The 22,879-nt window shown below is 44.7% G+C and carries 17 protein-coding genes; 11 read left to right on the forward strand and 6 right to left on the reverse strand.

The window, feature by feature from the left end:
- Positions 1–93: 93 nt before the first annotated feature.
- A complete protein-coding gene (locus OH455_RS06095; protein ID WP_269980728.1) occupies positions 94–984 on the forward strand; it encodes a DMT family transporter in 891 nt (296 codons plus the stop codon).
- A gap of 3 nt (positions 985–987) precedes the next feature.
- On the opposite strand, the gene OH455_RS06100 is transcribed toward OH455_RS06095, so the two are convergent.
- The 4 genes from OH455_RS06100 to deoD all read right to left on the reverse strand — a co-directional run bounded on the left by OH455_RS06100 (position 988) and on the right by deoD (position 6,406).
- Positions 988–2,568 carry a GGDEF domain-containing protein gene (locus tag OH455_RS06100; protein WP_269980729.1) on the reverse strand — a complete coding sequence of 527 codons (1,581 nt, stop codon included), beginning with the start codon at positions 2,566–2,568 and terminating at the stop codon, positions 988–990.
- The gene (locus tag OH455_RS06105) at positions 2,549–4,036 is read right to left on the reverse strand and encodes a hypothetical protein (protein WP_206370232.1); all 1,488 of its coding nucleotides are present in this window, start codon (positions 4,034–4,036) and stop codon (positions 2,549–2,551) included. The genes OH455_RS06100 and OH455_RS06105 overlap by 20 nt, the downstream gene beginning before the upstream one ends.
- Positions 4,037–4,162: 126 nt before the next feature.
- Positions 4,163–5,632, reverse strand: a complete 1,470-nt coding sequence (locus OH455_RS06110; protein ID WP_045975884.1) for a lactate dehydrogenase — start codon at positions 5,630–5,632, stop codon at positions 4,163–4,165.
- Between the two features lie 63 nt (positions 5,633–5,695).
- Positions 5,696–6,406: a purine-nucleoside phosphorylase gene (deoD, locus tag OH455_RS06115; RefSeq protein WP_045975885.1), complete on the reverse strand. Its 711-nt coding sequence runs from the start codon at positions 6,404–6,406 to the stop codon at positions 5,696–5,698.
- Between the two features lie 350 nt (positions 6,407–6,756).
- Between deoD and OH455_RS06120 the strand changes: the two genes are divergently transcribed.
- Genes OH455_RS06120 through OH455_RS06135 form a run of 4 tightly spaced genes read left to right on the forward strand, consistent with a single transcriptional unit; the run spans position 6,757 to position 10,827 of the window.
- Entirely contained in the window at positions 6,757–7,707 is a 951-nt protein-coding gene (locus OH455_RS06120; protein WP_269980730.1) for a YbgA family protein, read from the forward strand.
- Positions 7,697–8,494 carry a MerR family transcriptional regulator gene (locus OH455_RS06125; protein WP_045975887.1) on the forward strand — a complete coding sequence of 266 codons (798 nt, stop codon included), beginning with the start codon at positions 7,697–7,699 and terminating at the stop codon, positions 8,492–8,494. Before OH455_RS06120 ends, OH455_RS06125 begins: the two co-directional genes overlap by 11 nt.
- Positions 8,495–8,498: 4 nt before the next feature.
- Positions 8,499–9,914, forward strand: a complete 1,416-nt coding sequence (phrB, locus tag OH455_RS06130) for a deoxyribodipyrimidine photo-lyase (protein ID WP_269980731.1) — start codon at positions 8,499–8,501, stop codon at positions 9,912–9,914.
- Between the two features lies 1 nt (position 9,915).
- Complete coding sequence (locus tag OH455_RS06135; protein WP_269980732.1) at positions 9,916–10,827, forward strand: L,D-transpeptidase family protein; 912 nt, start codon at positions 9,916–9,918, stop codon at positions 10,825–10,827.
- A gap of 207 nt (positions 10,828–11,034) precedes the next feature.
- Here the strand turns inward: OH455_RS06135 and OH455_RS06140 are convergent, their stop codons facing one another.
- Positions 11,035–11,283 carry an Lpp/OprI family alanine-zipper lipoprotein gene (locus tag OH455_RS06140; RefSeq protein ID WP_206374888.1) on the reverse strand — a complete coding sequence of 83 codons (249 nt, stop codon included), beginning with the start codon at positions 11,281–11,283 and terminating at the stop codon, positions 11,035–11,037.
- 343 nt (positions 11,284–11,626) lie between these two features.
- Here OH455_RS06140 and OH455_RS06145 point away from each other — a divergent pair, with 343 nt between their 5' ends.
- Positions 11,627–12,970 (forward strand): DEAD/DEAH box helicase, encoded by a 1,344-nt coding sequence (locus OH455_RS06145; RefSeq protein WP_269980876.1) that lies wholly within the window; start codon positions 11,627–11,629, stop codon positions 12,968–12,970.
- A 293-nt stretch (positions 12,971–13,263) separates the two neighbouring features.
- Entirely contained in the window at positions 13,264–15,735 is a 2,472-nt protein-coding gene (locus OH455_RS06150; protein ID WP_269980733.1) for a collagenase, read from the forward strand.
- 61 nt (positions 15,736–15,796) lie between these two features.
- On the opposite strand, the gene OH455_RS06155 is transcribed toward OH455_RS06150, so the two are convergent.
- Positions 15,797–16,039 (reverse strand): nitrogen fixation protein NifW, encoded by a 243-nt coding sequence (locus tag OH455_RS06155; RefSeq protein ID WP_269980734.1) that lies wholly within the window; start codon positions 16,037–16,039, stop codon positions 15,797–15,799.
- A 245-nt stretch (positions 16,040–16,284) separates the two neighbouring features.
- On the opposite strand from OH455_RS06155, the gene OH455_RS06160 reads away from it, so the two are divergent.
- From OH455_RS06160 to OH455_RS06175, 4 genes are all read left to right on the forward strand, one after another.
- Entirely contained in the window at positions 16,285–17,610 is a 1,326-nt protein-coding gene (locus OH455_RS06160; RefSeq protein ID WP_269980735.1) for a sphingomyelin phosphodiesterase, read from the forward strand.
- The gene (locus tag OH455_RS06165) at positions 17,610–18,554 is read left to right on the forward strand and encodes a chromosome segregation ATPase (RefSeq protein ID WP_269980736.1); all 945 of its coding nucleotides are present in this window, start codon (positions 17,610–17,612) and stop codon (positions 18,552–18,554) included. Before OH455_RS06160 ends, OH455_RS06165 begins: the two co-directional genes overlap by 1 nt.
- 155 nt (positions 18,555–18,709) lie before the next feature.
- Positions 18,710–21,127, forward strand: coding sequence for a M9 family metallopeptidase (locus OH455_RS06170; protein ID WP_269980737.1), 2,418 nt, complete (start codon positions 18,710–18,712; stop codon positions 21,125–21,127).
- Positions 21,128–21,379: 252 nt separating this feature from the next.
- Positions 21,380–22,576 carry a DUF3103 domain-containing protein gene (locus tag OH455_RS06175; RefSeq protein WP_269980738.1) on the forward strand — a complete coding sequence of 399 codons (1,197 nt, stop codon included), beginning with the start codon at positions 21,380–21,382 and terminating at the stop codon, positions 22,574–22,576.
- The last annotated feature ends 303 nt before the right edge of the window (positions 22,577–22,879 follow it).

Raw genomic sequence — 22,879 nt, forward strand, 5'->3', positions numbered from 1 at the left:
GATACCAGTTTAAGTATAGAAATAAAAACAAGAATTTAGAGAGAGATTACCTCTTTCTGTTTGTTTCTCTTAAATCAATATCGAGGTGAGTAGATGGAATTTCAGGGAGAGATTGCCGCATTGTCGGCTGCAGTGGTCTGGGCGATGGCGACTTGGATTTATAGCCAATTCAGTCATCATTTTTCAGCCATGCAGCTTAATATCGTTAAAGGCGTCGCCGCCTCAGGCATGATGCTGGTGGCGTTACCATGGATTGAGATGCCCACGATGGTGATATCGTCTACTCATCTGGCGATATTGGCTGTCTCAGGAATTATAGGGATTGCTGCCGGAGATAGCGCTTACTTTGCTTCACTCAAGCGAATTGGCGCCAACAAAACCTTGTTACTGGAATCCTTAGCACCGCCGCTTTCAGGTGTGTTGGCGTTGGTCGCCTTAGGTTCGGTTTTACCTCTGCAAAGTTGGCTCGGTGTGTTATTGACGACGTTAGCCGTCACTTTCGTGATTTTTCAGCCAGATGCCCGTGGAGAACAAACGAATTGGTCAGGTGTGGGGTTTGGCTTGCTTGCGAGTGTGTGTCAGGCGTCGGGAGTGGTTATCTCACATTACGCTCTAGTAGCCGGAGACTTATCGCCTCTGTTGGGAGCGTTAATTCGACTGTCTATCGGTGTGCTGGTGGTGGCTATGGTGATAGCGTTTTTTGAAAAAAAACCTTTCTCGTCCATCAAAAAGCATTTAGGACAACTAACAAAGTCGGCCTTTCTTTGGCTACTCGGTGCGATCTTTGTGGGAACATTTTTGGCATTGTGGCTGCAACAAATCGCCTTGAAGCACGCTAATCCTGCTATTGCTCAAACGCTGATTGCAACCAGCCCAGTGTTTATGTTGGGTATTTATGTGGTGAAAGGGGAGAAAGTGACAGCCAAAAGCATTATTGGTACCTTGGCTGCAATAGTAGGAGTATCTTTGTTCTTTTTACCCTAGAAATTACTCAGTACAGACCTGGTTGCGTCCATTGGCTTTAGCACGGTAGAGCGCTTTGTCTGCTCGATAAAAAGTACGCTGAGTATTTTCCCCTTCTCTATGAAGCGTAATTCCAACACTTACTGTCAGACCGCGTTCTCCAAGAATGTCTTGCCAGCCAAACTTAAAAATACGCTCGCGGTAGTTTTCCGCGTGCATAGTCGCTTGCTCCAATGTCGTTCTCTCAAGGATGACTAAGAATTCTTCTCCGCCAAAACGAACACTCGATGCCCCCCTGAATTTAAAGTAAGCGGATAATTCGTGAGAGACATTTACGATGGCTTTGTCACCGACTAGGTGACTGAGTTCATCATTAATGGACTTAAAGTGGTCTATATCAATCACCATTAACGCGAAGGGTACATCATGGAGGAGCAGATCTTTGAGTTTTACATCGAGCCAACGCCTGTTGTGCAAGTTGGTCAGAGGATCAGTAAATACATCTTGTTGGAGCTGAGCCACGGTATGTTTCTGACTTTCCGTTGTCTCTTTAAGCTCGCGGTTTTCCAGCTCTGACAGAATCAGCTTGAGTTGCAGTTCAAATCGTGACAAGCGGCGCAACTGGGCAGCGCCCAGCTCACCAATAGGGATTTGCTTCATCAAGTCGCTTTCTATGCGAAACGCCTTTTTCTGGCAGTATAAAGCTTGCTTGAAATTGCCTTGTTGCTCATAAATATCACCGAGAGCGGTATTCAGTTTTAGATTCAGCAATGGTGAAGCGTAGTGTTTGACCTTTTTCTGAGCGTTTTCTAGTACCCAGTTAGCAAGGTGTGGTTTGTTGGATTCGTTTAGGCTGTGTGCCAATTCAAGGCGAATCATGTTGGATAACCAAGTGGAGTGGATGTTTCCTGCGGTATACTGAACATTGCTTAGACACTCAATCGCTTTGTCTTGTTTACCTTGATGGCGATATAACTTCGCTTGATAAAGTAATATCTGTCCAGCAAGCACCTTATCACTCACCAGTATTGCGAGTTCTGAACACTCTTTGAGTAAATCTTTGGCGGCGGTTGTCCGATTGAGTTCAATGTAACATGCCAACATATAAAGTTTGTAGCGAAGCCGCAGCGAACGGCTAGAAATCGCATGGTCGATGCCGTCGATCTTTTGATAATAACGCAGTGCACGATTGTGGTCGCCATAAGCGTCGCATAGGTTACCCATCCCTAGAACGGCTAAAACGTAAGCATCAATATGGCTGGTATCTACTGCGATGGTCGAAGAAGTGATGTATTCCTGTAACGCTCCCGAATAGTCACCACCTTCGACCAGCTTGTCGGCAAGGCTACTTTTGACTTCAAGGATTAACTCAGCATCGTTGGGTAGAGAAAGATGTTCAAGTGCGCTTCTTAGTTCTTCAATGCTGGTTGCAGGTTGCTTAAGTTCATTGCGGTATTCGGCGCTGATAATGAGGCTTTGTGCCTTCTCCTGTGGCGTAGTGGCGATATGTTGACGAATGTGGTTCCAGAAAATGATAGCTTCTTCACCAGATACTGAAGAAGCATCTAAACCAGATTCGGAGATTTTATTGAGCAATGTTTCCATTCTGTACTTCCAGTGGTTGGCTTTCTTCTAATTGTTCTAAGGTGAAGGGGAACGTTAGGATGTCTTGAAAAACCACTTTGGGTAGTGATTTATTGAGCCCTTTTCGGTGCCAAGGATAGATTTCAATCATTTGCGCCAGCACATGGAATACCTGAAGTGCGGCATCGTCTCTTTCGGCAAGTAGAATACCTAAGCGATCGCCACTAAGACGTGATAGTAAATCCTGATGGCTGCATAGTGAGTGGGCAAGTTCGGTACATACTTCAATATATTCAGAGTCGCTGTGCTGTATCGTTATTACTGCGTGGTTAGAACGCTTTAACTCTGTTTTGAATAAAACCAGTTGTTCCCACCAATAAATCTCAGACACCATTTGGTGGAGATGTTTCTCTGGATCATATTCATGTTGTCCGCGAATGCGATTAATCAGTTTACGTGCTCGTTGCTCAAGCTGGCGTTTTGATGTACGCGCTCTGTCGTTACTGACGCGAGCGGTTTGCTCCCTGAGCATGTCCGTTGAGTGTTTGCGATATTTCTGAAATGCGTGCAAGGCGGCTTTAAAATCCCCTTGTTCTTCAGCAACACGTGATTGTTGGAAGCAGATTTGAGACAACAGTTCACCATTATCAAAAGAGGCTGCAGAGCGTTCTGCTTGGACGAGCAATTGTGTCGCTTTTTCGGGGCGTTTACGTAATAGCTCCAATCTTGCTTGGCTGATGTAAGAATGGGCTTTCATCCAGACTAAATCGTGTTTCTCTGCCAGAGCTTGTGCCTTACCCGTCGCAACTTCGGCATCTTCAATTCTCTCAAGCCCTAGCAGTGCTAAGCCTCTGAAATCCCATACTTCAGCTTGCCAGGTTTTGTCATCATGGCCATTGAGCGCTTCTAACGCTCCATCCAATACTGTGAGCATTTCTACATAATTGTTGAGTAAGTAGAGATCCCATGCAAGGAGAATCCTTGCTTTTCCTTCCAGCCATCCGATACGAGTATTGTTGGCAACAGTGACGGCCAATTCATGAGTGGTCCTAGCAAGTTGATACTCATGAGTGATACGCCAGATATTCCCTAGACCGATTAAGGACTCAATCTGAATTTCGATTTCATCAACCAACGCAGATTGTTCTAGTGCGTTAATCCAATATTGCTGGGCAGAATAGTATTTGGCTTGCCCCCAAAAATGAAGAGCATGAAGGTGGAGGATTTCCGGGAGAAAGTCGTCGGTATCCAATGTGTTAAGTTTGCCATGGGCATCTTTGATGTACTTCAGACCACGTCGATAATCCATCAAACTCCAAGCACAGCGAGACATGATAATCAGACACTGTACAGCCCCTTCTGGGTACAAAATCTGATTAGCGCGCGTCGCGCACTGTTCAGCGATAGCTAAAACCTTTTCAGGCTCACTTTCAATTCGTGCTTTGAGCTGTTCAATCTCTGTGTCTAGCAGATGCTGGCTTTTATCCAATGAATTAATCCCTTAACAGCCATGTATAATATTGTTCGGTATTATTATAAAAATAGTGGCTGATGTAACTCTAGTAAAAGCATTATTACGCCTGAGCTTTAATGGCGTACCTCACAATAATCTTAATTATGAAAGCAGTTCCCGCAGAGTCAAAGGTGATTGCGTTAAACCAAGACTTTGTGCGGCTGTCATACCATCCTTATCTTGATAGCATAAATTGTGCCATGCTCGGAATATATCCAACATCGGAAGTAATCCACCAGGGCGAAGCTTGCGACGAGGTTCGTTAATAAAGCTTTCAAACAGAGTTTGAAATCGTTGTTGATAGAACTCAGTTTGGCGAATGCTTGCTTTGCTAAGCCATTCTGTAGGCTCGTTATTTTGGCCAGCAAGATAACAAATGCCTTTGGATGAGTTAGCAAAAGTAGCAATTGCCCAGCGATCTCGCCACCAACCCATATGAACAATGTCGATTTTTCCGACTAGACTGTGTTCGTTCCAGTTTTGATCTTCTTCAACATACATAAGGTCGACATTTTGACGCTGTATACGTGGTAGGCAGACACTGAGAGCTGCAGAGCGTAGAACAGGATCTTGAGGCAAATAGATGGAGACTTGACGATCACTGTTACACAGATCCAACACATGTAGAAAATGGGCATAGGAGGTATAAGGCGGCCTGATTAGTGCACCTTTAGAAGGGTAATTGAATGTCGTCAGGTTACCCATAGGGTCTTCAACATTGCCTCGTGCCAAAATCGTTTGGTATTGCTGATCAATACGTTCCCTTAAAACAGGAGAAGGTTCTGGAACAGGAATGCTAGCCTCAGATGAATGATCACGAGATACGAATCGAGCAATGTCTTGGTACGGGTCATGGTCAATATCTCCTTGAGGGTCTTCATTTCCAGAGTAATTGACATGTTGACAAAGAATATAGCCTGAACTGGCTTCTCCTGTAGCGATCCACAAAACGCCGTTATTACTTTTAGGTTGCAAACGGACGTAGTAAGAGGCGAGTTCATACTTCTTCGCATGATTTACCCAACGTGCATCGAACATGGCGAGCTTGCGTCGACATCGGCTAGCGATGTGGTCGAGGTGATCGTAAAACGTCTTCGGATTGATCTCTAACTTACGACAGATCTCACGTACTGAATAGCCCATAAAGAGCAGACCGAGGAGGTTTTCCTGAAAAGCGAGTTTTTTATTGGCACCTGACCATTTATCGACGAACGTGGATTGACACAATTTGCAGCGATAACGTTGACGATCACCGCTGTAGCCAAAGGCATGGTACAGATGTTTGTGAGTGTGAACTGACAAGCCAAAATTTTCGCATTGGGTATTACGACAAGTTGGCAAACCATCACTATGGAGCTGTCTTAAACGATGAAGCTCGTTCAACACTTCCAGATTGTTAAGTAAGGGGGGGAAAGCACCGCACTCCCGACAAACCATCGCAGGTCGTTTAGGGTTCGCATGTTGCACAACGTATCGATGTGCATCACTCAATCCAAAGTTGCCACACGCCAATGTTTTACAAAAGTTGAGTTGTAACCCGTTTGCTTCCTTAGGCAGCTTGCCAGTAGTCACTATCTCCCCCTCGGGATTATCAGGGCTGCCAGACTATAGTGGCTGGCAGCGAAGGATTGCTTATTAGATGTTGATGGCTGTCTCAAGCGCAACTTTCATCATGTCGTTGAACGATTTTTGGCGCTCTTCTGAGCTTAGTTTCTCGCCACGTATGATGTGGTCAGATACGGTTAGGATGGTCAGTGCTTTCGCACCCAAATCCGCAGCTACTCCGTAGATCCCCGCCGCTTCCATATCAACACCTAGTATGCCTAGCTTTTCCATTTTCTCGAAAATATCTGCTTCTGGGGTGTAGAAAAGGTCAGCAGAGAATACGTTACCCACTTTTACCGGTACTTCTTGAGTGCGGGCTTGTTTTACCGCTTCCTCCAGCAGTCCGTAATCTGCGATTGCAGCAAAGTCATGATCACTAAAACGGATACGGTTCACTTTGGAGTCTGTCGATGCACCCATACCAATAACAACGTCCATCAGATTTACGTCATCACGAACCGCGCCACAGCTACCCACACGAATAACGTTTTTTACGCCATATTCGGCGATTAACTCATGAACATAGATACAAGCAGAAGGTATTCCCATACCGTGCCCCATGACAGAAACACGTTGACCTTTGTATGTGCCTGTAAAACCGAACATGCTACGAACATCACAAACTTGTTGTACATCTTCCAAGAATGTTTCTGCGATGTATTTAGCGCGAAGAGGGTCGCCAGGCATTAAAACCGTTTCAGCGAAATCACCTGGTTGAGCATTAATGTGTGGGGTTGCCATAGTTGTTACTCCGAGTTCATTAGTAATTTTGTATTCTGATTACTAATTATGTTGATTCTCAAAAATTTGTTGAAGTCATACTAGCTATATATCACAAGGCTTCGTGAGAGGCTCGTCACAAAAGTAATCCATTTCACTATGGATATAAGTATTTATAACGTTTTTTGTTGAAAGGGTTAAAGCAATCGATTTGGAAAAACGATTACGTCAAATGTGAACCAAAATTGGATCAATTACGTAACAGTGCTCTAAATTGTACATTTTTATTTCTTGTATAACTTTAGAATTGTGTGCTAAAACTTATACAAAAGATATTTTTGTACATCCTAACAAGAATACTGGAGCATAATATGAGCAACGTAATTAAAGTCGGCATCAGTTCCTGCGTTTTGGGCGAAAACGTTCGTTTTGACTCAGGACATAAGATCAGCAAGTTTGTGACCAAAGAACTCGCCCCCTTTTTCGAGTTTGTTCCTGTCTGTCCCGAAGTTGGAATGGGTATGCCTGTACCAAGGCCAACGATTAGGTTGATGTCGGATCAAGAGCGTATTGCTTTGGTCGAGACAAAAGATGCGTCTATTGACCACACAGACAAAATGATGGATTACTCCAAAAGCAAGGTGGCTGAGCTGAGTAGTACAGAATTATGCGGTTATATTGTGTGTGCCAAGTCACCTACGTGTGGTATGGAACGGGTCAAAGTGTATAAGAAAGGCGGAGCAGAAAACATAGGCGTGGGGTTATACACCCAAGAGCTGATGAAGCAGATGCCGTGGCTACCAGTTGAGGAAGATGGTCGTTTGAATGACCCAGTGTTGAAAGAGAACTTTATTACGCGTATTTACACGCTGAGAGATTTTTACGACTCGATGGATGGCGAGCCAACGGCAGGCAAAATTGTTGCGTTCCACTCTCGCTATAAACTGACCTTGATGGCCCATCACCCTCAGTCCTACAAAGAACTAGGCCGATTGGTTGCAACTATTAAAGAGTATGACATTGATACTTTTTATCAAAAGTACCGCGTGGGTTTGATGAATGCGGTGTCACACAGAGCAAGCCGCAAAAACAACACCAATGTACTGATGCACCTCCAAGGGTATTTTAAGCGAGACCTAGCCAAGGAGCAAAAAGCTGAGTTGTCCGGTGTGATCGAAGAGTACCGACAAGGTACGTTGCCACTCCTCGCACCTTTAACCTTGATCAAACATTATTTGGCGGCTTACCCGGATGCTTATCTATCCGAGCAGAAATTTCTGCAGCCCCACCCTCAAGAAATGCGCTTGAGATATGGATTATAGAATGAAAAAATACGCAATCAGAGAAATATCAGAGATGACGGGGGTAAAACCCGTCACACTCCGTGCTTGGCAACGACGCTATAGCTTGATTGAACCAGAAAGGACAGACAAAGGCCATCGCTTGTACACACAAAAGCACATCGACTTAATCAACGATATTCAAGGTTGGTTAGGTAAAGGAGTGTCGATTGGTAAGGTGAAAGCGCTGTTAGAATCTGGAGAGCAAGCCGACTCCGAAGTCCCTAGTCACATGGTTCAGTTAGATGATGTTGAACCTGTTTTAGACGCATTGGCAAGCCTAAATAAAGGGAAAGCTGAAACTCTAATTCATTCAGTACTAAAAGAATACCCGCTGCATGTGGTCGAAACTCAGTTTATTCAACCGGTAGAGAAAGCCTTAGGGCTTGTCAGACAGAATCTACGTTCACTTCAGCTAGGCTTGTTCCAAACGCTGATGCTAACCAAGCTAAACGCCATTATAGAAGCAGAAAATAAAGCCGCTCGCTCTGGTAAAGCTCTCTTCATTTGCGTTCAAGGTAGTACGGATATCGCGTCTCGCCTGATGGCCCTCTCATTAGTGGAAAAGGGGTGCAAAGTGACTTTGATCGATGAGGTTGATGACTTGTCTGGCCTGCTCGGTCATCCATGTCTTAAAGAGTTTTCGACGTTAGCGATATACAGCGCCCGTGCGATTAATGAATCGCAATTGGCGGCTATTCAAAAACTGGAAACCTGCATCTCTGGACAACTGGTATTGCCGGATCTTTTGCAACGTCTCAAGGGGTAACATCATGAATCTTGTATGGCTGAGACGCGATTTAAGAGTCGAAGACAATTCTGCGCTCATTAATGCGATAGAAGTTGGTGAGCCGGTTGTCTGTATTTACGTTGCAACCCCTAAGACTTGGCAAGATCACGGTCTAGCGCCTATTCAAGCGGATTTGATTTACCGTCGGTTGCAGGCATTGAAGCGCGACCTAGAGTCTTTGTGCATACCACTACTTTACGCTCAAGTGGACACATTTGCTGAGAGCGCAGAGCGTGTCGCGGAGGTTGCCAGTTTGGCCAATGCGAATCGGGTGTTTGTCAACGCGGAATATGAAGTGAATGAGCAGCGTCGTGATGCTGTTCTTAAATCGTGCCTCCACAATACTGCCATTCACTTTGAGTCTAGTGATGACAAATGTCTTTTTGCACCTGGCAGTGTAGTGAACAAGCAAGGCAGCTATTTCAAGGTGTTTACGCCGTTCAAGAAGGCCTACCTAGCTAAACTCGGTGAGTGCTCGTTTCAAGTTCGGAAGCCACAAGCCGTGTCTTCAGGGGGATTACCTGAGAACTTAAAGCCTCTAGTATTGACTGATGATGTCAACTTTAGTTACCCGCGAGACTCAAGTGCTCAATTTGCCGCAGATACCCATTCGATAATCCAAAAGCTGAGAGACTTTGATAGCCAAGATGTAGAAACTTATGCCAAAAACCGAGACTTTCCCGCCGTTGCTGGAACCAGCCAGCTGTCCCCTTACTTAGCTATCGGAGCACTATCTGTACGTCAATGTATGGCTCGGTTGATGTTTGGTCAGCCTCTGCCGCTCAGCGAAGGGAGAGAAGTATGGCAAAGTGAGTTGATATGGCGTGAATTCTATCAACACCTCATTCATTTTGAAGCTAAGCTGAGTAGAGGAAAGTCTTTTTCTGACTGGGGGGAACGCTTGCTGTGGCATAACGAACAGTTACATATCGAGGCGTGGAAGAAAGGCCAAACCGGCTTTCCTATCGTAGATTCAGCCATGAGGCAACTCAATCAAACGGGGTGGATGCACAATCGGTTAAGAATGATCGTGGCGAGCTTTTTGACCAAAGATCTCCATGTTGATTGGAGAATCGGTGAACGCTATTTTTTGAACAAGTTGGTAGATGGAGATTATGCTGCGAACAATGGCGGCTGGCAGTGGTGTGCCTCAACCGGATGTGACGGTCAGCCATACTTCCGCATTTTTAACCCCGTTACCCAAGGTGAAAGGTTTGATCCCAATGGAGATTTTGTGCGTCAGTGGATCCCTGAATTGTCTCAAGTGCCGGATAAATTCGTTCACCAACCCTGGAAGTGGAGTGGTGTAAGAAGCTTGTCATATCCGCCGCCAATAGTTGATCATAAGATAGAAAGAGAAGTAACCTTACGGATATATAAGGAAGCGAAGGACGCTTAGAATGCTGCGAAAAATATTTTCCCTCTGTTGCTGCTTTAGTACATCCCTATATGCTGCAACTTACCCACTACCTCCAGAGGGAAGCAGCATGGTCGGGCGTACGCAATACCATCAAGTGGAAAGCGGTGAAAGCCTTGCCGATATCGCAAAGCAGTACGATGTCGGCTTTCTTACCTTGATGGCGGCCAATAAAGGTGTAGATCCTTTCCTACCTGCAGAGGATTTTGTCCTGACGATTCCGACGCAAATCATTCTTCCTCAAGTGCCACGAGAAGGGATAGTCATCAATCTCGCAGAGCTGCGTCTGTACTATTTCCAGCCAGACAAGAACCTAGTGGATATTTTTCCGGTTGGTATTGGTAGAGTTGGGCGCGATACCCCTGAGATGGTGACTAGCATAAGTCAAAAACGGCCCAATCCGACTTGGACACCTCCCGCATCGATTCGCAAAGAATACCTTGAAAAAGGCATTGAACTTCCATCGGTGGTTCCAGCGGGGCCGGAAAACCCGCTTGGGGAATATGCGCTGAGACTGGCTTATGGTATTGGTGATTACCTTATCCATGGTACTAACAAAGACTTTGGCATTGGATTGCGCGTCAGCTCCGGTTGTATACGTATGGATCCCAAAGATATTGATTGGTTGTTCCACAAGGTGAAATTGGGTGAAAAAGTCCGAGTGATCAATGAACCCGTTAAAATTGCATTAGAACCCGATCGGAGTGTATTTCTGGAAGCCCACGAACCTCTAACGCGAAGTGATGGTAGCAAGAAGGATTTGAATATCCCTAAGGAGCTGCAATGGTGGCTGGAAGAGTTTGATTTGTCCGATGCTAAAGCGAGAGCGGCGATTCTTACACAGAATGGGGTACCAGTGGAAGTGGTCTCTCCGAGTTACTCATACGTGAATTGATCCTTGTTAAACAAAAAGAGAAAGGGTCTGAAAAAGGGGAAGAATTTATTCTTCTCACACATGTGTCTGTTCAGTCACATGATCTAGATTTGTAATGGCTATAAAACAAAAGCGGCGACATCAACTTATGTCGCCACTTCATCGCCAATTATCGCCTAGCCGTTTTCTAAATCATTGATTTAAAGAGGCTAAATTCATTACTTGATCTTACTTAGTATAAGACTGAGCAATGTTGTCGATACGCTCGTTAGCGCGCGCTGCTTCTTCTTGAGCAGACATTGCTGCATCACCTGATTTACGTACGTCAGATTGAAGAGCTTGTACATCTTGGCTTAGTTGGCTAACTTGATTGCTCAGCTCGTCAAGTTTTGCTGAAGATGCTTCGTTTGGACCAGAAGCACAACCAGCGAGAAGAAGTACAGAAGACGCCGCAGCTGCGATCAACATTTTGTTCATAGATGAACTCCTTGCATTGTAAGTATCAAAAAGACGTCCTATACATTTCTGCTCATATAGTGACGGTGTGTAAAGTGTAGACTCAATTTCACCCTTCAAAAAGCAGAAAAAAGTCAAAAAAACCCAAGGATTTAAGCAATGATCAAATTAGTTGATATATGTCTCACTGGTGAGAGGTATAAATGTTAATGTTCTAACTACAATGGGTGATGTAAACGAGGTGAAAAAGATAATTTTCTGTGATCTCTATCCAGTGCTAACCTTTCACGGTATCATGGCGCGTTTTTTAAAATTTTCGCGTTTAAGCCGCCACCGAGATCGAGGCTGAGACGTATATTTGAACTTGGAGAATACTTTGCACTTTAAAGATTTAGGCCTAGATAATCGCTTACTGAAAAACTTGAAGCATTTCGATTTCAAGAAGGCGACAGATATACAGCAACAAGCCATTCCTGTGTCGATTGCTGGTAAAGATCTGTTGGCTTCTTCAAAAACGGGTTCGGGTAAAACATTGGCGTTTGTCTTACCTATGCTACATAAGTCTTTAAAGAACAAAGCATTTTCAGCGAAAGATCCTCGTGGTGTTATTTTGGCTCCGACCCGTGAACTGGCGAAGCAAGTATACGGTGAGTTGCGTTCTATGTTGGGTGGCTTGTCTTATGACGCGACTTTGATTGTAGGTGGTGAAAACTTTAATGATCAGGTGAAAGCGTTACGTCGCTACCCGAAATTTATTGTTGCTACACCGGGTCGTTTGGCGGACCACCTTGATCACCGCTCGCTTTACCTAGACGGACTAGAGACGCTTATACTTGATGAAGCGGACCGTATGCTTGATCTGGGCTTTGCACCTGAGCTACGTCGTATTCATAACGCTGCTAAGCACCGCCGTCGTCAAACTCTGATGTTCTCGGCAACCCTTGATCACGCCGAAGTGAATGAGATCGCTTTTGAAATGCTAGATGCTCCAAAACGTATCGCGATTGGTGTTTCTAATGAAGAGCATAAAGACATCACGCAGAAGTTCTATTTGTGTGACCATCTTGATCACAAAGAAGCGATTCTGGATCGCATTCTGGAAGAAGCTGAATATAAGCAATTGATAATCTTTACTGCGACTCGCGTAGACACGGAGCGCCTAACGGACAAACTTAACGAGAAGAAGCTGAAAGCCATTGCTCTGAGTGGTAACCTGAACCAGACCCAGCGTAACACCATCATGAGCCAGTTTGAGCGTGCAGTGTTCAAAATTCTGGTCACAACCGATGTCGCTTCTCGTGGTTTGGATATTGCCAACGTCACACATGTTGTCAATTTTGATATGCCTAAGCACACCGAAGAGTACGTTCACCGTGTTGGTCGAACTGGCCGTGCTGGTAATAAAGGCGACGCAGTGTCTTTGGTGGGCCCGAAAGACTGGGATAGCTTTAAGCGTGTTGAAGCTTATCTCCAGCAAGACCTTACGTTCTCGGAACTGGAAGGTTTAAAAGGTAAATTCAAAGGAATCAAACCACGTAAGCCGGATTACCGTGGTAAGAAGAAAGTCGTCAAGAACACTAAACCACAAGTGAAGAAAACAGCGAAGAAGCCTGCTCAGCGTGATAAAGGTTTTTATCAGAATGTCGCAGTAGGTGATTCTATCTTTATTCCTAAAAAGAAAGTTGCCCCGAAAGCAGACGACGAGTAATAAGAAAGCCACCCGTAATCGGTGGCTTTTTTGTATAGATTCGCAGAGGCTTCTACTACTTACAAACGTTGTCACCTGCGTAGCATAAAATTGAACCTCTACCAGAAAATATCATTGAGATCGGATTTCTGAAACTAGTAAGATCAGAAACTGAGACCCAATAATCCGTTGTTTATATTTTTCTTACTACAGGCGTTTTTCTCTGTTTAGAGTGAGTAGTGATCGGGTGACCGATTGCATATGGCACTTCGCCGTGAGGTGCTCCTACTTAACGACAGACAGAAGAAAAAAAGATGGAACTTAAACAAATAACAGTGGCAGTGGCTAGTGTTTTACTTAGTGCGAATGCCTACGCCATCAGTGCCCCCGTACCACAAGTTGTCGAACTCGATGCAGAATACAATCATGAACATCACCATGGTGTAGAAGATCAACACCTTGAATACTCCCCAACGAAACTCACCCCGAAAAAGCCTCAACCTACAATCAAAGCGTTTAACATGATTGCGGCGGATGAAGCCGACGTAGCATGTGACGTCGAAGCGTTCGCGACATCAAATAGCACTAGCCTGATTAACACCATCACGACTCAAGGTGCTAGCTGTGTTAATGAGCTGTTCTCTGCTGAAAGCCGTATTCAGGAGATAACGTTTGAATCTGGCAACATGTTCAACGTGGCCAAACATACCACTACTTTAGCTAAGAGCTATCAGGGTGGAGGAAACGATGAACTTGAAGCATTGTTCCTCTATCTACGTGCAGGGTATTACGCGGAATTTTACAACGACAAGATCAGCTTCAACACATTGGTACGTCCTGCAGTGAAAGCGGCGGTAGATGCGTTTGTTGCTAACAGTCATTTTTACGACAACAGTGATGCTCACGGTAAAGTGTTAGCGGAAGTGATCATTACGATGGACAGCGCCAGCCTAGAACATCATTACATCGATGTTGTCACGCAATGGCTCAACCGTTGGAATGCAGACTACGCGCAGAGCTGGTACATGCGTAATGCAGTAAACAGCATCTTCACCGTGTTGTTTGGTGGCAGCTGGAATGATGAGTATAAGGCGAAAATCGGCGAGCAGACTGATCTAGTGATTGCGTTATCGAGTTTTGCGTTAAACCGAAACTCAATTGGACGTGATGATGAGTTTATGACGGCAAATGCAGGCCGTGAACTTGGTCGATTAACGCGTTATCAAAATACGATTATTGAAGCCAATGTCAAAGCTAAGGTGAAGCAGATCTTTGATCAGTATGAAATGTATGGCTTTGGTGATTCGGTGTGGCTGGGAACGGCGGATACTGCTTCATACTACTCAGGTTGTACAGAACTGGGCATATGTAACTTCAAAACAGAATTGAAGTCGTTAGTGCTGTCACAAAGCTACACCTGTGGCCCATCGGTTCGTATATTGTCCCAGAATATGACAGAGGTTCAACACCAATCAGCCTGTGAAAAAATGGGTTATGAGGAAGGTTACTTCCATCAGCGTTTAGAAACGGGTAACCAACCAGTAGCTGATGACTACAATACTCAGTTGCAAGTGAACATCTTCGACAGCAGCAATGACTACGGCAAATACGCCGGACCGATTTTTGGTATTGATACCAACAACGGCGGTATGTACCTCGAAGGTGATCCTTCCAAGCAAGGCAACGTGCCTAACTTTATTGCTTATGAAGCCTCCTATGCTAATCCTGATCATTTTGTTTGGAACCTAGAACACGAGTACGTCCACTATTTGGACGGTCGATTTGATATGTATGGCGATTTTGGTCATCCAACTGAAAAGGTTGTGTGGTGGAGTGAAGGTATAGCGGAGTATATCGCCAACGAAGACAACAATCAGAAAGCCATAGATACGATCAAAGACGGCTCAACTTATACGTTGAATGAGATTTTTGAGACAACGTATGACGGTTTTGATGTCGACAGAATCTATCGTTGGGGGTATCTGGCAGTCCGCTTCATGTTTGAGCGCCATATGGATGATGTAAATCAGATGTTGGTGGAAACGCGTAAAGGCAACTGGTCGCAATATAAAACCGTCATCAATGGCTGGTCTACAGCTTACCAAAGTGAGTTTGAACAATGGCAGCAAGAGTTGGTGAATGGTGGTTCGGAACTACAGCCACCAACAGCGATAATATCGGTCAACAGTGAGGGACAAGTAGGTGAATCCATTTCATTCAGCAGTAAAGATAGCTCAGACTCCAACGGTCAAATCTCGAGTTACTTCTGGGAATTCGGTGACGGCGCGACCAGTTCAGAGGCCAATCCGACGCACCAATACAGTAGTGAGGGGAGTTATTCGGTCCGCTTAACGGTCACAGATAATGATGGTCTGACGGCCAATACCAGCGCATTGATCAATATTCGCAGCCAAGGTGACAACGATTCTTTGCCTACCGATTGTGCAGTTCGCCCGAAAGTCAGTGGTGGCCGATTGACTGCCGGAAAGCCCATATGTTTGGCGTCTCAGTCACCAATATGGCTGAGTATCGAAGGGGTTAATGAATATCAGTCGATGTCGATTACATCGGCGCATGGTACGGGTGATCTCAAACTTGAGTACAGTAACTTTGGCTGGCCAAATGATGAAGGCTCCAACCTTCATGGATGGTCTGATAATTCAGGAAACTCGGAATGTATCACTCTTAATGGTCAGGCAAATTACTGGGGGTACTTGAAAGTTTCTGGAGAGTTCAGCAATGCAGCACTGGTGGTTGATTTCAATACATCAGGTTGCCGTCAGTAGGTCGTGACTTCGAACAAAGCTCAGCATTCGCTGAGCTTTTGTTGTTAGCTTCACTGAGGGATTAACGTCGCTGACAAGTGGTGCCCCCTCGACATGCGGAGCGGGAATAAGGATCCAGACGGCTACGCTGCGCTGCAAACCAATCTTTAGGTTTTACCATCAATAAGTAGCCGTTAAACCGCTTCACTAGAGGCGTTCGATACTGGCTTATAAAAGCTGGCTCGTCACCAATCTCGAAATAACCTAACGCCTCCTCTATAGGGGAGAATTGGGAAATTTTTCGTTGGATTTTAGCGTCACTCATCGTCAAAAACATCTGGAGAATGTGCCGAGGCTATCTCATCTCTACTGATAAGTTTATTGATCTAAATAGAGTCTAGTAAGACGTAGCCAAATGTTAAATTTTAAACAATATTTGATCAAAAAATAAACTTTTCATCACATATTTTCATCAACTTACGTGATTTTTATCTTTTCATATATTTATAACAAATATGCAACTTGTTTGCTTTAAGTTCTAGCCTTCAAACAAAAACTAAGGAACAAAACATGAATCTTAAGCAGTGGAATCTCTTGTTAGCGTCTCTGATGGCGCTTCCCGTTTTAGCGGACACAGATGTATATTTAACCAATAACTCAGACCAGTCTCTGACTATTCAGGTGAGCCATGATGGCACCGATTTACTTGAATACGGCGAAGAATGGAAGCAACACATAGAAACGCTTGGGCCATGGGAGACTAAGCAAGTGCTCAGTTTTAATCGTTGGGAAGGGGTCAAATCGGGCAAAACATACCAATTCAATACGGTGGTTGCCAACCCCGTGGGCGAAAGTGTTGTGCTAAACCAAGTGATGGAAGGGCATTGGTATAACTCAACCATTGAATATGGAGTCTCTTCATCTGATGTTGAACTGGCTCTAAAAGATGACCGTAATGTACACCGCTTTAATACGGCCGCATTTGGTGATCGGCAAGCGGAGTTGGCGTTCAAGTCCGCGAATACCGCTCGTTATGATGACCTTTACTACACCATCACACCTGCCAAAGTCGATGAAGCTGTTGAGCCGGATGAAAACACCCTGAAGTTAATGACTTACAATATTTGGGCGTTGCCTGTTATTGCTTCACATATTGGTGACCGCTACGCACTGATCCCTGAATACGTCAAAGGTTACGACGTTTTGGCTTTGCAAGAGGTGTTTGCTAGCGGTCGAGAGGAGTTTCTACGCGAATTGGCAAAAGAGTATCCTTACCAAACCAAGATGTTAGATAAAGATGGTATCAACATTTACGACGGTGGTGTGACTATCGTCAGCCGTTACCCAATCGTCAATCAAGCCCAGTATGTATTCCCTGATTGTACCGGCACAGATTGCTTCGCAGACAAAGGTGTCAACTACGCAGAAGTGATTAAAGGTGGTAAGGCTTATCACGTGTTTGCAACGCATACAGCGTCGTTCGATACAGACACCGCGCGTGATTATCGTCAGCGTCAGTTCAAACAGATCCGTGAACTTGCCACTTCGCTCAATATTCCGACAAGTGAAACAGTGGTTTATAGCGGTGATTTCAATGTGAACAAGCGTAAATTTCCGGGTGATTATCAACAGATGATTGCAAATCTCAGTGCCATTGAACCGCAATACTCAGGGTATACCGAGTCGACTTTCGACCCACGCATTAATGGTTTTGCCGGCAAAGCGATGTCAGGTGGTGAGAATGTTGAATATCTTGATTACGTTATGGTGAGTGATGAGTATTCGGTGAAATCATTCAACGATAACCGTGTTGATGTACCGCGTAGCACAGATGAGCGTCTGTGGAAGCACTACAACTTATCGGATCATTTCCCTGTTTCTGCGGTGATTAAGTAGTGGTCTATCGTTATATACTGATGATGCTTGCCATTGTTGCAGGCATCTTTCTCTGGCCAGAGGATGAGATTGCCAGTGCCGGGACGGTGATTGAAAGAGAAGGTTCTGCTCAATCTATCGCTTCTAACGAGAATCGCTATCGAACGGTTGTAGAAGATAGAGGACACACCGAAAGTCCTATTCAACCCAGTCGAGAGATACTGTCAAGCTCTGTTGCGAAAAACACAGGGAAATCGTTGGTTGAGGCGTTGGAATCTTTTTGGCAAGAGTGCCAATGGCGTAATGATTGTGAACAGGTACTGAATGAGCTCAAAGCTGAGCTATCGGATGCTAGGTATCATCTCCTTGCTCGTTATCCTCAATTGAAAGCACAGTGGCAAAATGTGATGGGAGAGTTGGAGCTCAATCAATACCACTCGTTATCTGATCGAATTGCAGAAATAAAGCGGCAGGCATTGTTGATCTGGGGCGAGCTGGCAAACGTTATGTTTGCGGAAGAATATGCGCTCTATGACTTTAGTTTGGCGTCCCAGAGTTTAGCGACTGATAGCGCTGTGAGTTACGTTGAAAGCTACGAAGCATTACTAGAACAATGGCAACACAATGTAGAGTCGCTGTCTTTAGATAGCGGCGCAGCACGTTATGAAAAAGGAGTAAGTCTGATACCAAGCACGTTTACGCAGCTGCAAAAGGATCAAGCAAAAGCACAACTGTCTGCCAAGTACCTGAATGCGGAACAGTCGGCATCCATTGCTCAACGAGAGCAACAAGTTGCCAGTCAGGAGGTACAAGTTAAAAGCTATCAAAGCCAGTTGTCTGATCTCAAACAATCACTTGACCAACAACGTTCAACAGCGGGGTCGGCAATGTCTGATCATGAGTGGCAGCAGTACGTTGAGCAGCAGATTAGCGAGTTTCGTACACACTTTTTTACATATAAATAGTTGTTAAATAAGTGTTTTATTTAATCGTTTGCGACAATTTAATCTAAGGCATTATCGGAACCAGTCTCTAAATTGTTCATAAATTGGTCTTATACGATTGATAAATAGTTGATATAACGCAGCCCCAAATAATTACCATAAGTAAGGTGTTGCGTATGAAGCACAATCAACGTTTGTTTATTCCCCAGAAAATTGCTAGCGCTCTGCTATTGGCAGGACTCAGTTTCAATGCCCTTGCCGCCCCTGAGTGTGAGTACGAGTTACTTTCGCGCTCCTCTGATTGGGTGGAACAAGTCAAAGTCGCCGATTCGTCTTGTTATTCTTCCTGGTTCAATGCACCTGAAGACGCAGCATTGGGGATTTACAGCGAGACTTCAATAAAGCAAGTACAGCGTGTCTTGCTAGACGAAGTCACACAGTATGATGGGGATGAGCAGCAGGCAAAGCGAATTGCCAACCTTGGTGAGTTGATCAAAGCGGCGTACTTTGCGCGTTACTCAACTCAATCAAACTATGGGTACTATTCTGAACAGTTGAGTCGTGAGCTTGCCCAAATCTCAGCTCAGTTCTTAAGCAGCCAATATGCTCAAGCGACTGGACGCGAACAGGTACGTGCAATGTCTGCGATGAGCATCATGGTCGACAGCGTGAAACAATTACCTAGCGCAATGCCAGCCATGCTTGACTTACTTGAAAGCTTCAATCGTCAAAATAGCCAACAACTACAGTATGTGGATGGATTGAACAACCTGTTCAGAGCGATGAATGGTCACGTAGCGCGCGACTATTTTTATGCGGATGTTGCTGCTCACCAAGAGTATCTTGTGAGGCTAGAAACGTTTGTTGATCAGAATCGCTGGGCACTGGGTACCGACGCAGAATTTCTTATCTACAACGCTGTACGTGAATCTGGTCGGCTATTGGCGAGTAGAGATGAGAAGCTACGTAGCCAGGTGATGGCGTTTATGAAACGGATTTTAGCACGTAATGCAATTGGCACTGAAGGTGAACGATTATGGATCGCTGCTGCGGAGATGATCTTGTTTTATGCGCCAGAAGAAGGCAAAAAGTTAAAGCTTGAACAAAGTAAGTCGAAGCTTGAGCTTAGCGTTCTTCCGTACCGCTATCAATGTCAGGGGGCCGCGATTATTCGTTCGCAAAACTTATCAGAGCAACAGTCTGAAAAGGCGTGTGAAGTTCTGTCAGCGGTTGAAGCAGATTTTCATCAGGTCGTGAACTCTGGTTGGGCTCCAGTCAATGACGATCACAATGATGATGTCGAAGTGGTGGTCTGGAAGGACAACGATGCTTATGTCGCTTACTCTCATTTCCTGTTCGGTAATAGCACGGACAATGGTGGTCAGTATCTAGAGGGCGATCCATCCAAACCGGAAAATGTGGCGCGCTTTTTAGCCTACCGTTACGATGCCGGTGATGAACTGGCCATCTTAAATCTTGAGCACGAGTACATTCACTATTTAGATGGTCGTTTCAATCTCTATGGTGATTTTAGTGATACCTTAAGCAGTGGTCATATGGTCTGGTGGCTGGAAGGGTTCGCAGAGTATATGCATTACCGTCAAGATTACCAAGCGGCGGTGGATTTGATTGAACATCAGCCGATGTCTTTGAGTGAAGTGATTGAAACTACCTACGAAGACGACACTAACCGCATCTACCGCTGGGGTTATCTAGGGGTTAGATTTATGTTGGAAGAACACCCTCAGCACATGGCTCGTTTACTAGAATTTGCAAGAAAAGGAGACTACGCGGCTTGGAGTGAACAAGCGAAGCGCTTGGGTGTTGAGTTCAATACCGAGTTTGCACTGTGGTTAGAAACAGTCTCATCTACTGATTCTGGTTCGCACAACGGTGACGGAGAGTCGGACCCATCGCCACAAGACTCAGCAAAAATAGTGAGTTTTGGCGCAAACCACGCCCAAGACTATAGCGCTAACGCCTACGAAGAGCATCTGTTTTACATCGATATCCCCTCTGAAGTGACAGAATTCTCTGTTTCGATTGAAGGTGATGGTGATGCTGACTTGTATGCCAGCTACCAAAGTGTTGCGCATTACTATGAGTATCAGCTTTCCGACTTTCAACGCGGAAGTAACGAGGCAATCAAGATTCAACCCCAAGAAAATGGCTACGTTGCACCGGGGCGCTACTATTTCAGCTTAACAGCCCGCGAATCATTTGAATCCGTAAGGGTAACAAGTAAAACAGTCACTCGCTCCCCGAACATTGAGCAAGATGACCTGACGCCAAAACTGATGTCAGCGAACGAACCAATGCAGTTAAAGGTAAAGCAAACACGTTATGTGGGTATGTATGTTGAGAGACCTGCAACAGTTCGGCTTTGGATAACTGCAGCAGACGAAACTCCAAGTAACGTAGATGTGTTTGTCGGTCAACATTCTTGGGCAACAAGAGAGAGCTTTGATGTGTCTGGGCAGCAGAGTGATAGCAATGAGTTTGTCCAGTTTGAGGTAGAGGAGGCTGGCTACGTCCACTTTACGTTGAGTGCTGAACAGCAAGGTGGAGAAGTCGAACTTTACGCCACCTATTAGAACTTAAAAGAGCACCTAAGGTGCTCTTTTAGCTAATAATATTATAAATTAACTAATGACTGGATTATTAATTTGGATATTCCAATGCATATAAGATTAAATATCATACAATTTGGTCAAAAAGTGATCTTGAGCTGAAAAATCAAACAAAAAGCAATCGTTTTACTTCCACTTATTGATATTGATGATAGGTTTTTATGTGTAGGGCTAAAGCTCTACATCAGGATAAAAATTAAAATAAGGATCATTTTTATGAGACCAAACCTATCTATTAGCATTATGCTTGCAACGGCAGTGGTTGGCTTCCAGTCGAATGCGCAGAATGTTGTAGACACAACAGATGCTCAATCCAAGGCTGAGGCGATTGCACAACAGAAACAATCTATCGCATTACAGATCAGTGCCCGCTATGCTGATCTTGAATCCTCTATCAAGTCACAGATTAGCGAAGAACACCTATCCGCACCTCTGGACACACTTCAGTCTGCTCAGCCATATTCAGCGTTTAGTCAGAAAATGCAAAAAGCCGACCGTAGTTACCGAGCAATGAAAGGCATCAGTGAGTACAGCGATTCAATCATGGAGCTACGTATCGCAGACGCTTCAATGGTTAAAAACTGGAAAGAGGGTGAAAGCCCGCTGTTTGCTTTTGAACCCTCAGGTGACGACTCTAACTGGCAGTACATTGAAGCGTATGATGTTTATGGTCAGGTACATCAACTGGACGTTTATGACATGCCAGACGTACCGGTCTTAGTCGTTGACAGCAATGGTGCAGAAGAACTGCGAGCTGGTTTGATGGCCATGCAGGCAGAAATGAAACGCTTAGGTCAGGATACTGAGCTAACAACCAATGAATCTGCACCAAAACCTGTAGCCAAGATGAGTAAAATGAGCCGTTCGGTTGCGGCTGCTAACGTTGAGCCTCTAAATACCACTCAGCTAACTAAAATTCGCTTGAATGATGATCAAGAACCCTGGATATCAGGAAAAGCTGAGATTTACGCCATTATTACAGGTGTTGATCCAAGTCGAGTTGAACCGGAAATTGATTTAGTCGAAATGCCTTACCTTGACTACGATGGTCAAGATTACTACCCAGGGCAAACTATGATACTTTGGCCACGTTACCGTTGGGGCGCTGTCGACATGATTCTGATGGAGCAAGATGATGGTACTGACTATAAAGAGCTTGCCAAGCTATTGGTTAAAGCGGCTGAAGATATTCTGAAAATGATTCCCGATCCGGAAGTACAAGGCTATGCTATCATTGCCCAAATTACTGGTAAAATCATTGATGTGATTCCAGATGGCTTACTGACCAACGACGATGACTACGTCGATACGTATTACACCTTGATGCAAAACACTACCTATGTTGACCGTCCAGGGGCAGGCGGCAACGCAGTTGCAACCTTTAAGCCAGTCACCATTGCACCGACTGAGTAATTACTGACAACCTACCTCTATTCAAGGGCGCATATTCTAAACGATATGCGCTCTTTCTATTAATGACTTGCAGAGCGGTCATGAGCGTCAACTTCGCCGCTATAAGAACTCTATATTTGTAATCAAAAGTGTGGAGCTGGAAAAGACCAGAAATAGTGGTGAAATTAAGTTTTAGCAGAGTGTATTTATCAAAATAGACTGTGCTTTCATGTGTTTCATGTATAGCATGCAAATTAATTTTGTTTTCTTATTATATATTATCCAACGGAATGTTATTCACTATTTTAATATAAAAACCAATAT

Origin of the sequence: Vibrio sp. T11.5, assembly GCF_027587155.1 — a bacterium.
GTDB lineage: Bacteria > Pseudomonadota > Gammaproteobacteria > Enterobacterales > Vibrionaceae > Vibrio > Vibrio neptunius.

Bases quoted from the DNA above. Each gene is read 5' to 3' on its own strand.
- OH455_RS06095 (WP_269980728.1), top strand. From the start codon at position 94: ATGGAATTTCAGGGAGAGATTGCCGCATTGTCGGCTGCAGTGGTCTGG.
- OH455_RS06100 (WP_269980729.1), bottom strand. From the start codon at position 2,568: ATGGAAACATTGCTCAATAAAATCTCCGAATCTGGTTTAGATGCTTCT.
- deoD (WP_045975885.1), bottom strand. From the start codon at position 6,406: ATGGCAACCCCACACATTAATGCTCAACCAGGTGATTTCGCTGAAACG.
- OH455_RS06120 (WP_269980730.1), top strand. From the start codon at position 6,757: ATGAGCAACGTAATTAAAGTCGGCATCAGTTCCTGCGTTTTGGGCGAA.
- OH455_RS06125 (WP_045975887.1), top strand. From the start codon at position 7,697: ATGGATTATAGAATGAAAAAATACGCAATCAGAGAAATATCAGAGATG.
- phrB (WP_269980731.1), top strand. From the start codon at position 8,499: ATGAATCTTGTATGGCTGAGACGCGATTTAAGAGTCGAAGACAATTCT.
- OH455_RS06135 (WP_269980732.1), top strand. From the start codon at position 9,916: ATGCTGCGAAAAATATTTTCCCTCTGTTGCTGCTTTAGTACATCCCTA.
- OH455_RS06140 (WP_206374888.1), bottom strand. From the start codon at position 11,283: ATGAACAAAATGTTGATCGCAGCTGCGGCGTCTTCTGTACTTCTTCTC.
- OH455_RS06150 (WP_269980733.1), top strand. From the start codon at position 13,264: ATGGAACTTAAACAAATAACAGTGGCAGTGGCTAGTGTTTTACTTAGT.
- OH455_RS06155 (WP_269980734.1), bottom strand. From the start codon at position 16,039: ATGAGTGACGCTAAAATCCAACGAAAAATTTCCCAATTCTCCCCTATA.
- OH455_RS06160 (WP_269980735.1), top strand. From the start codon at position 16,285: ATGAATCTTAAGCAGTGGAATCTCTTGTTAGCGTCTCTGATGGCGCTT.
- OH455_RS06170 (WP_269980737.1), top strand. From the start codon at position 18,710: ATGAAGCACAATCAACGTTTGTTTATTCCCCAGAAAATTGCTAGCGCT.
- OH455_RS06175 (WP_269980738.1), top strand. From the start codon at position 21,380: ATGAGACCAAACCTATCTATTAGCATTATGCTTGCAACGGCAGTGGTT.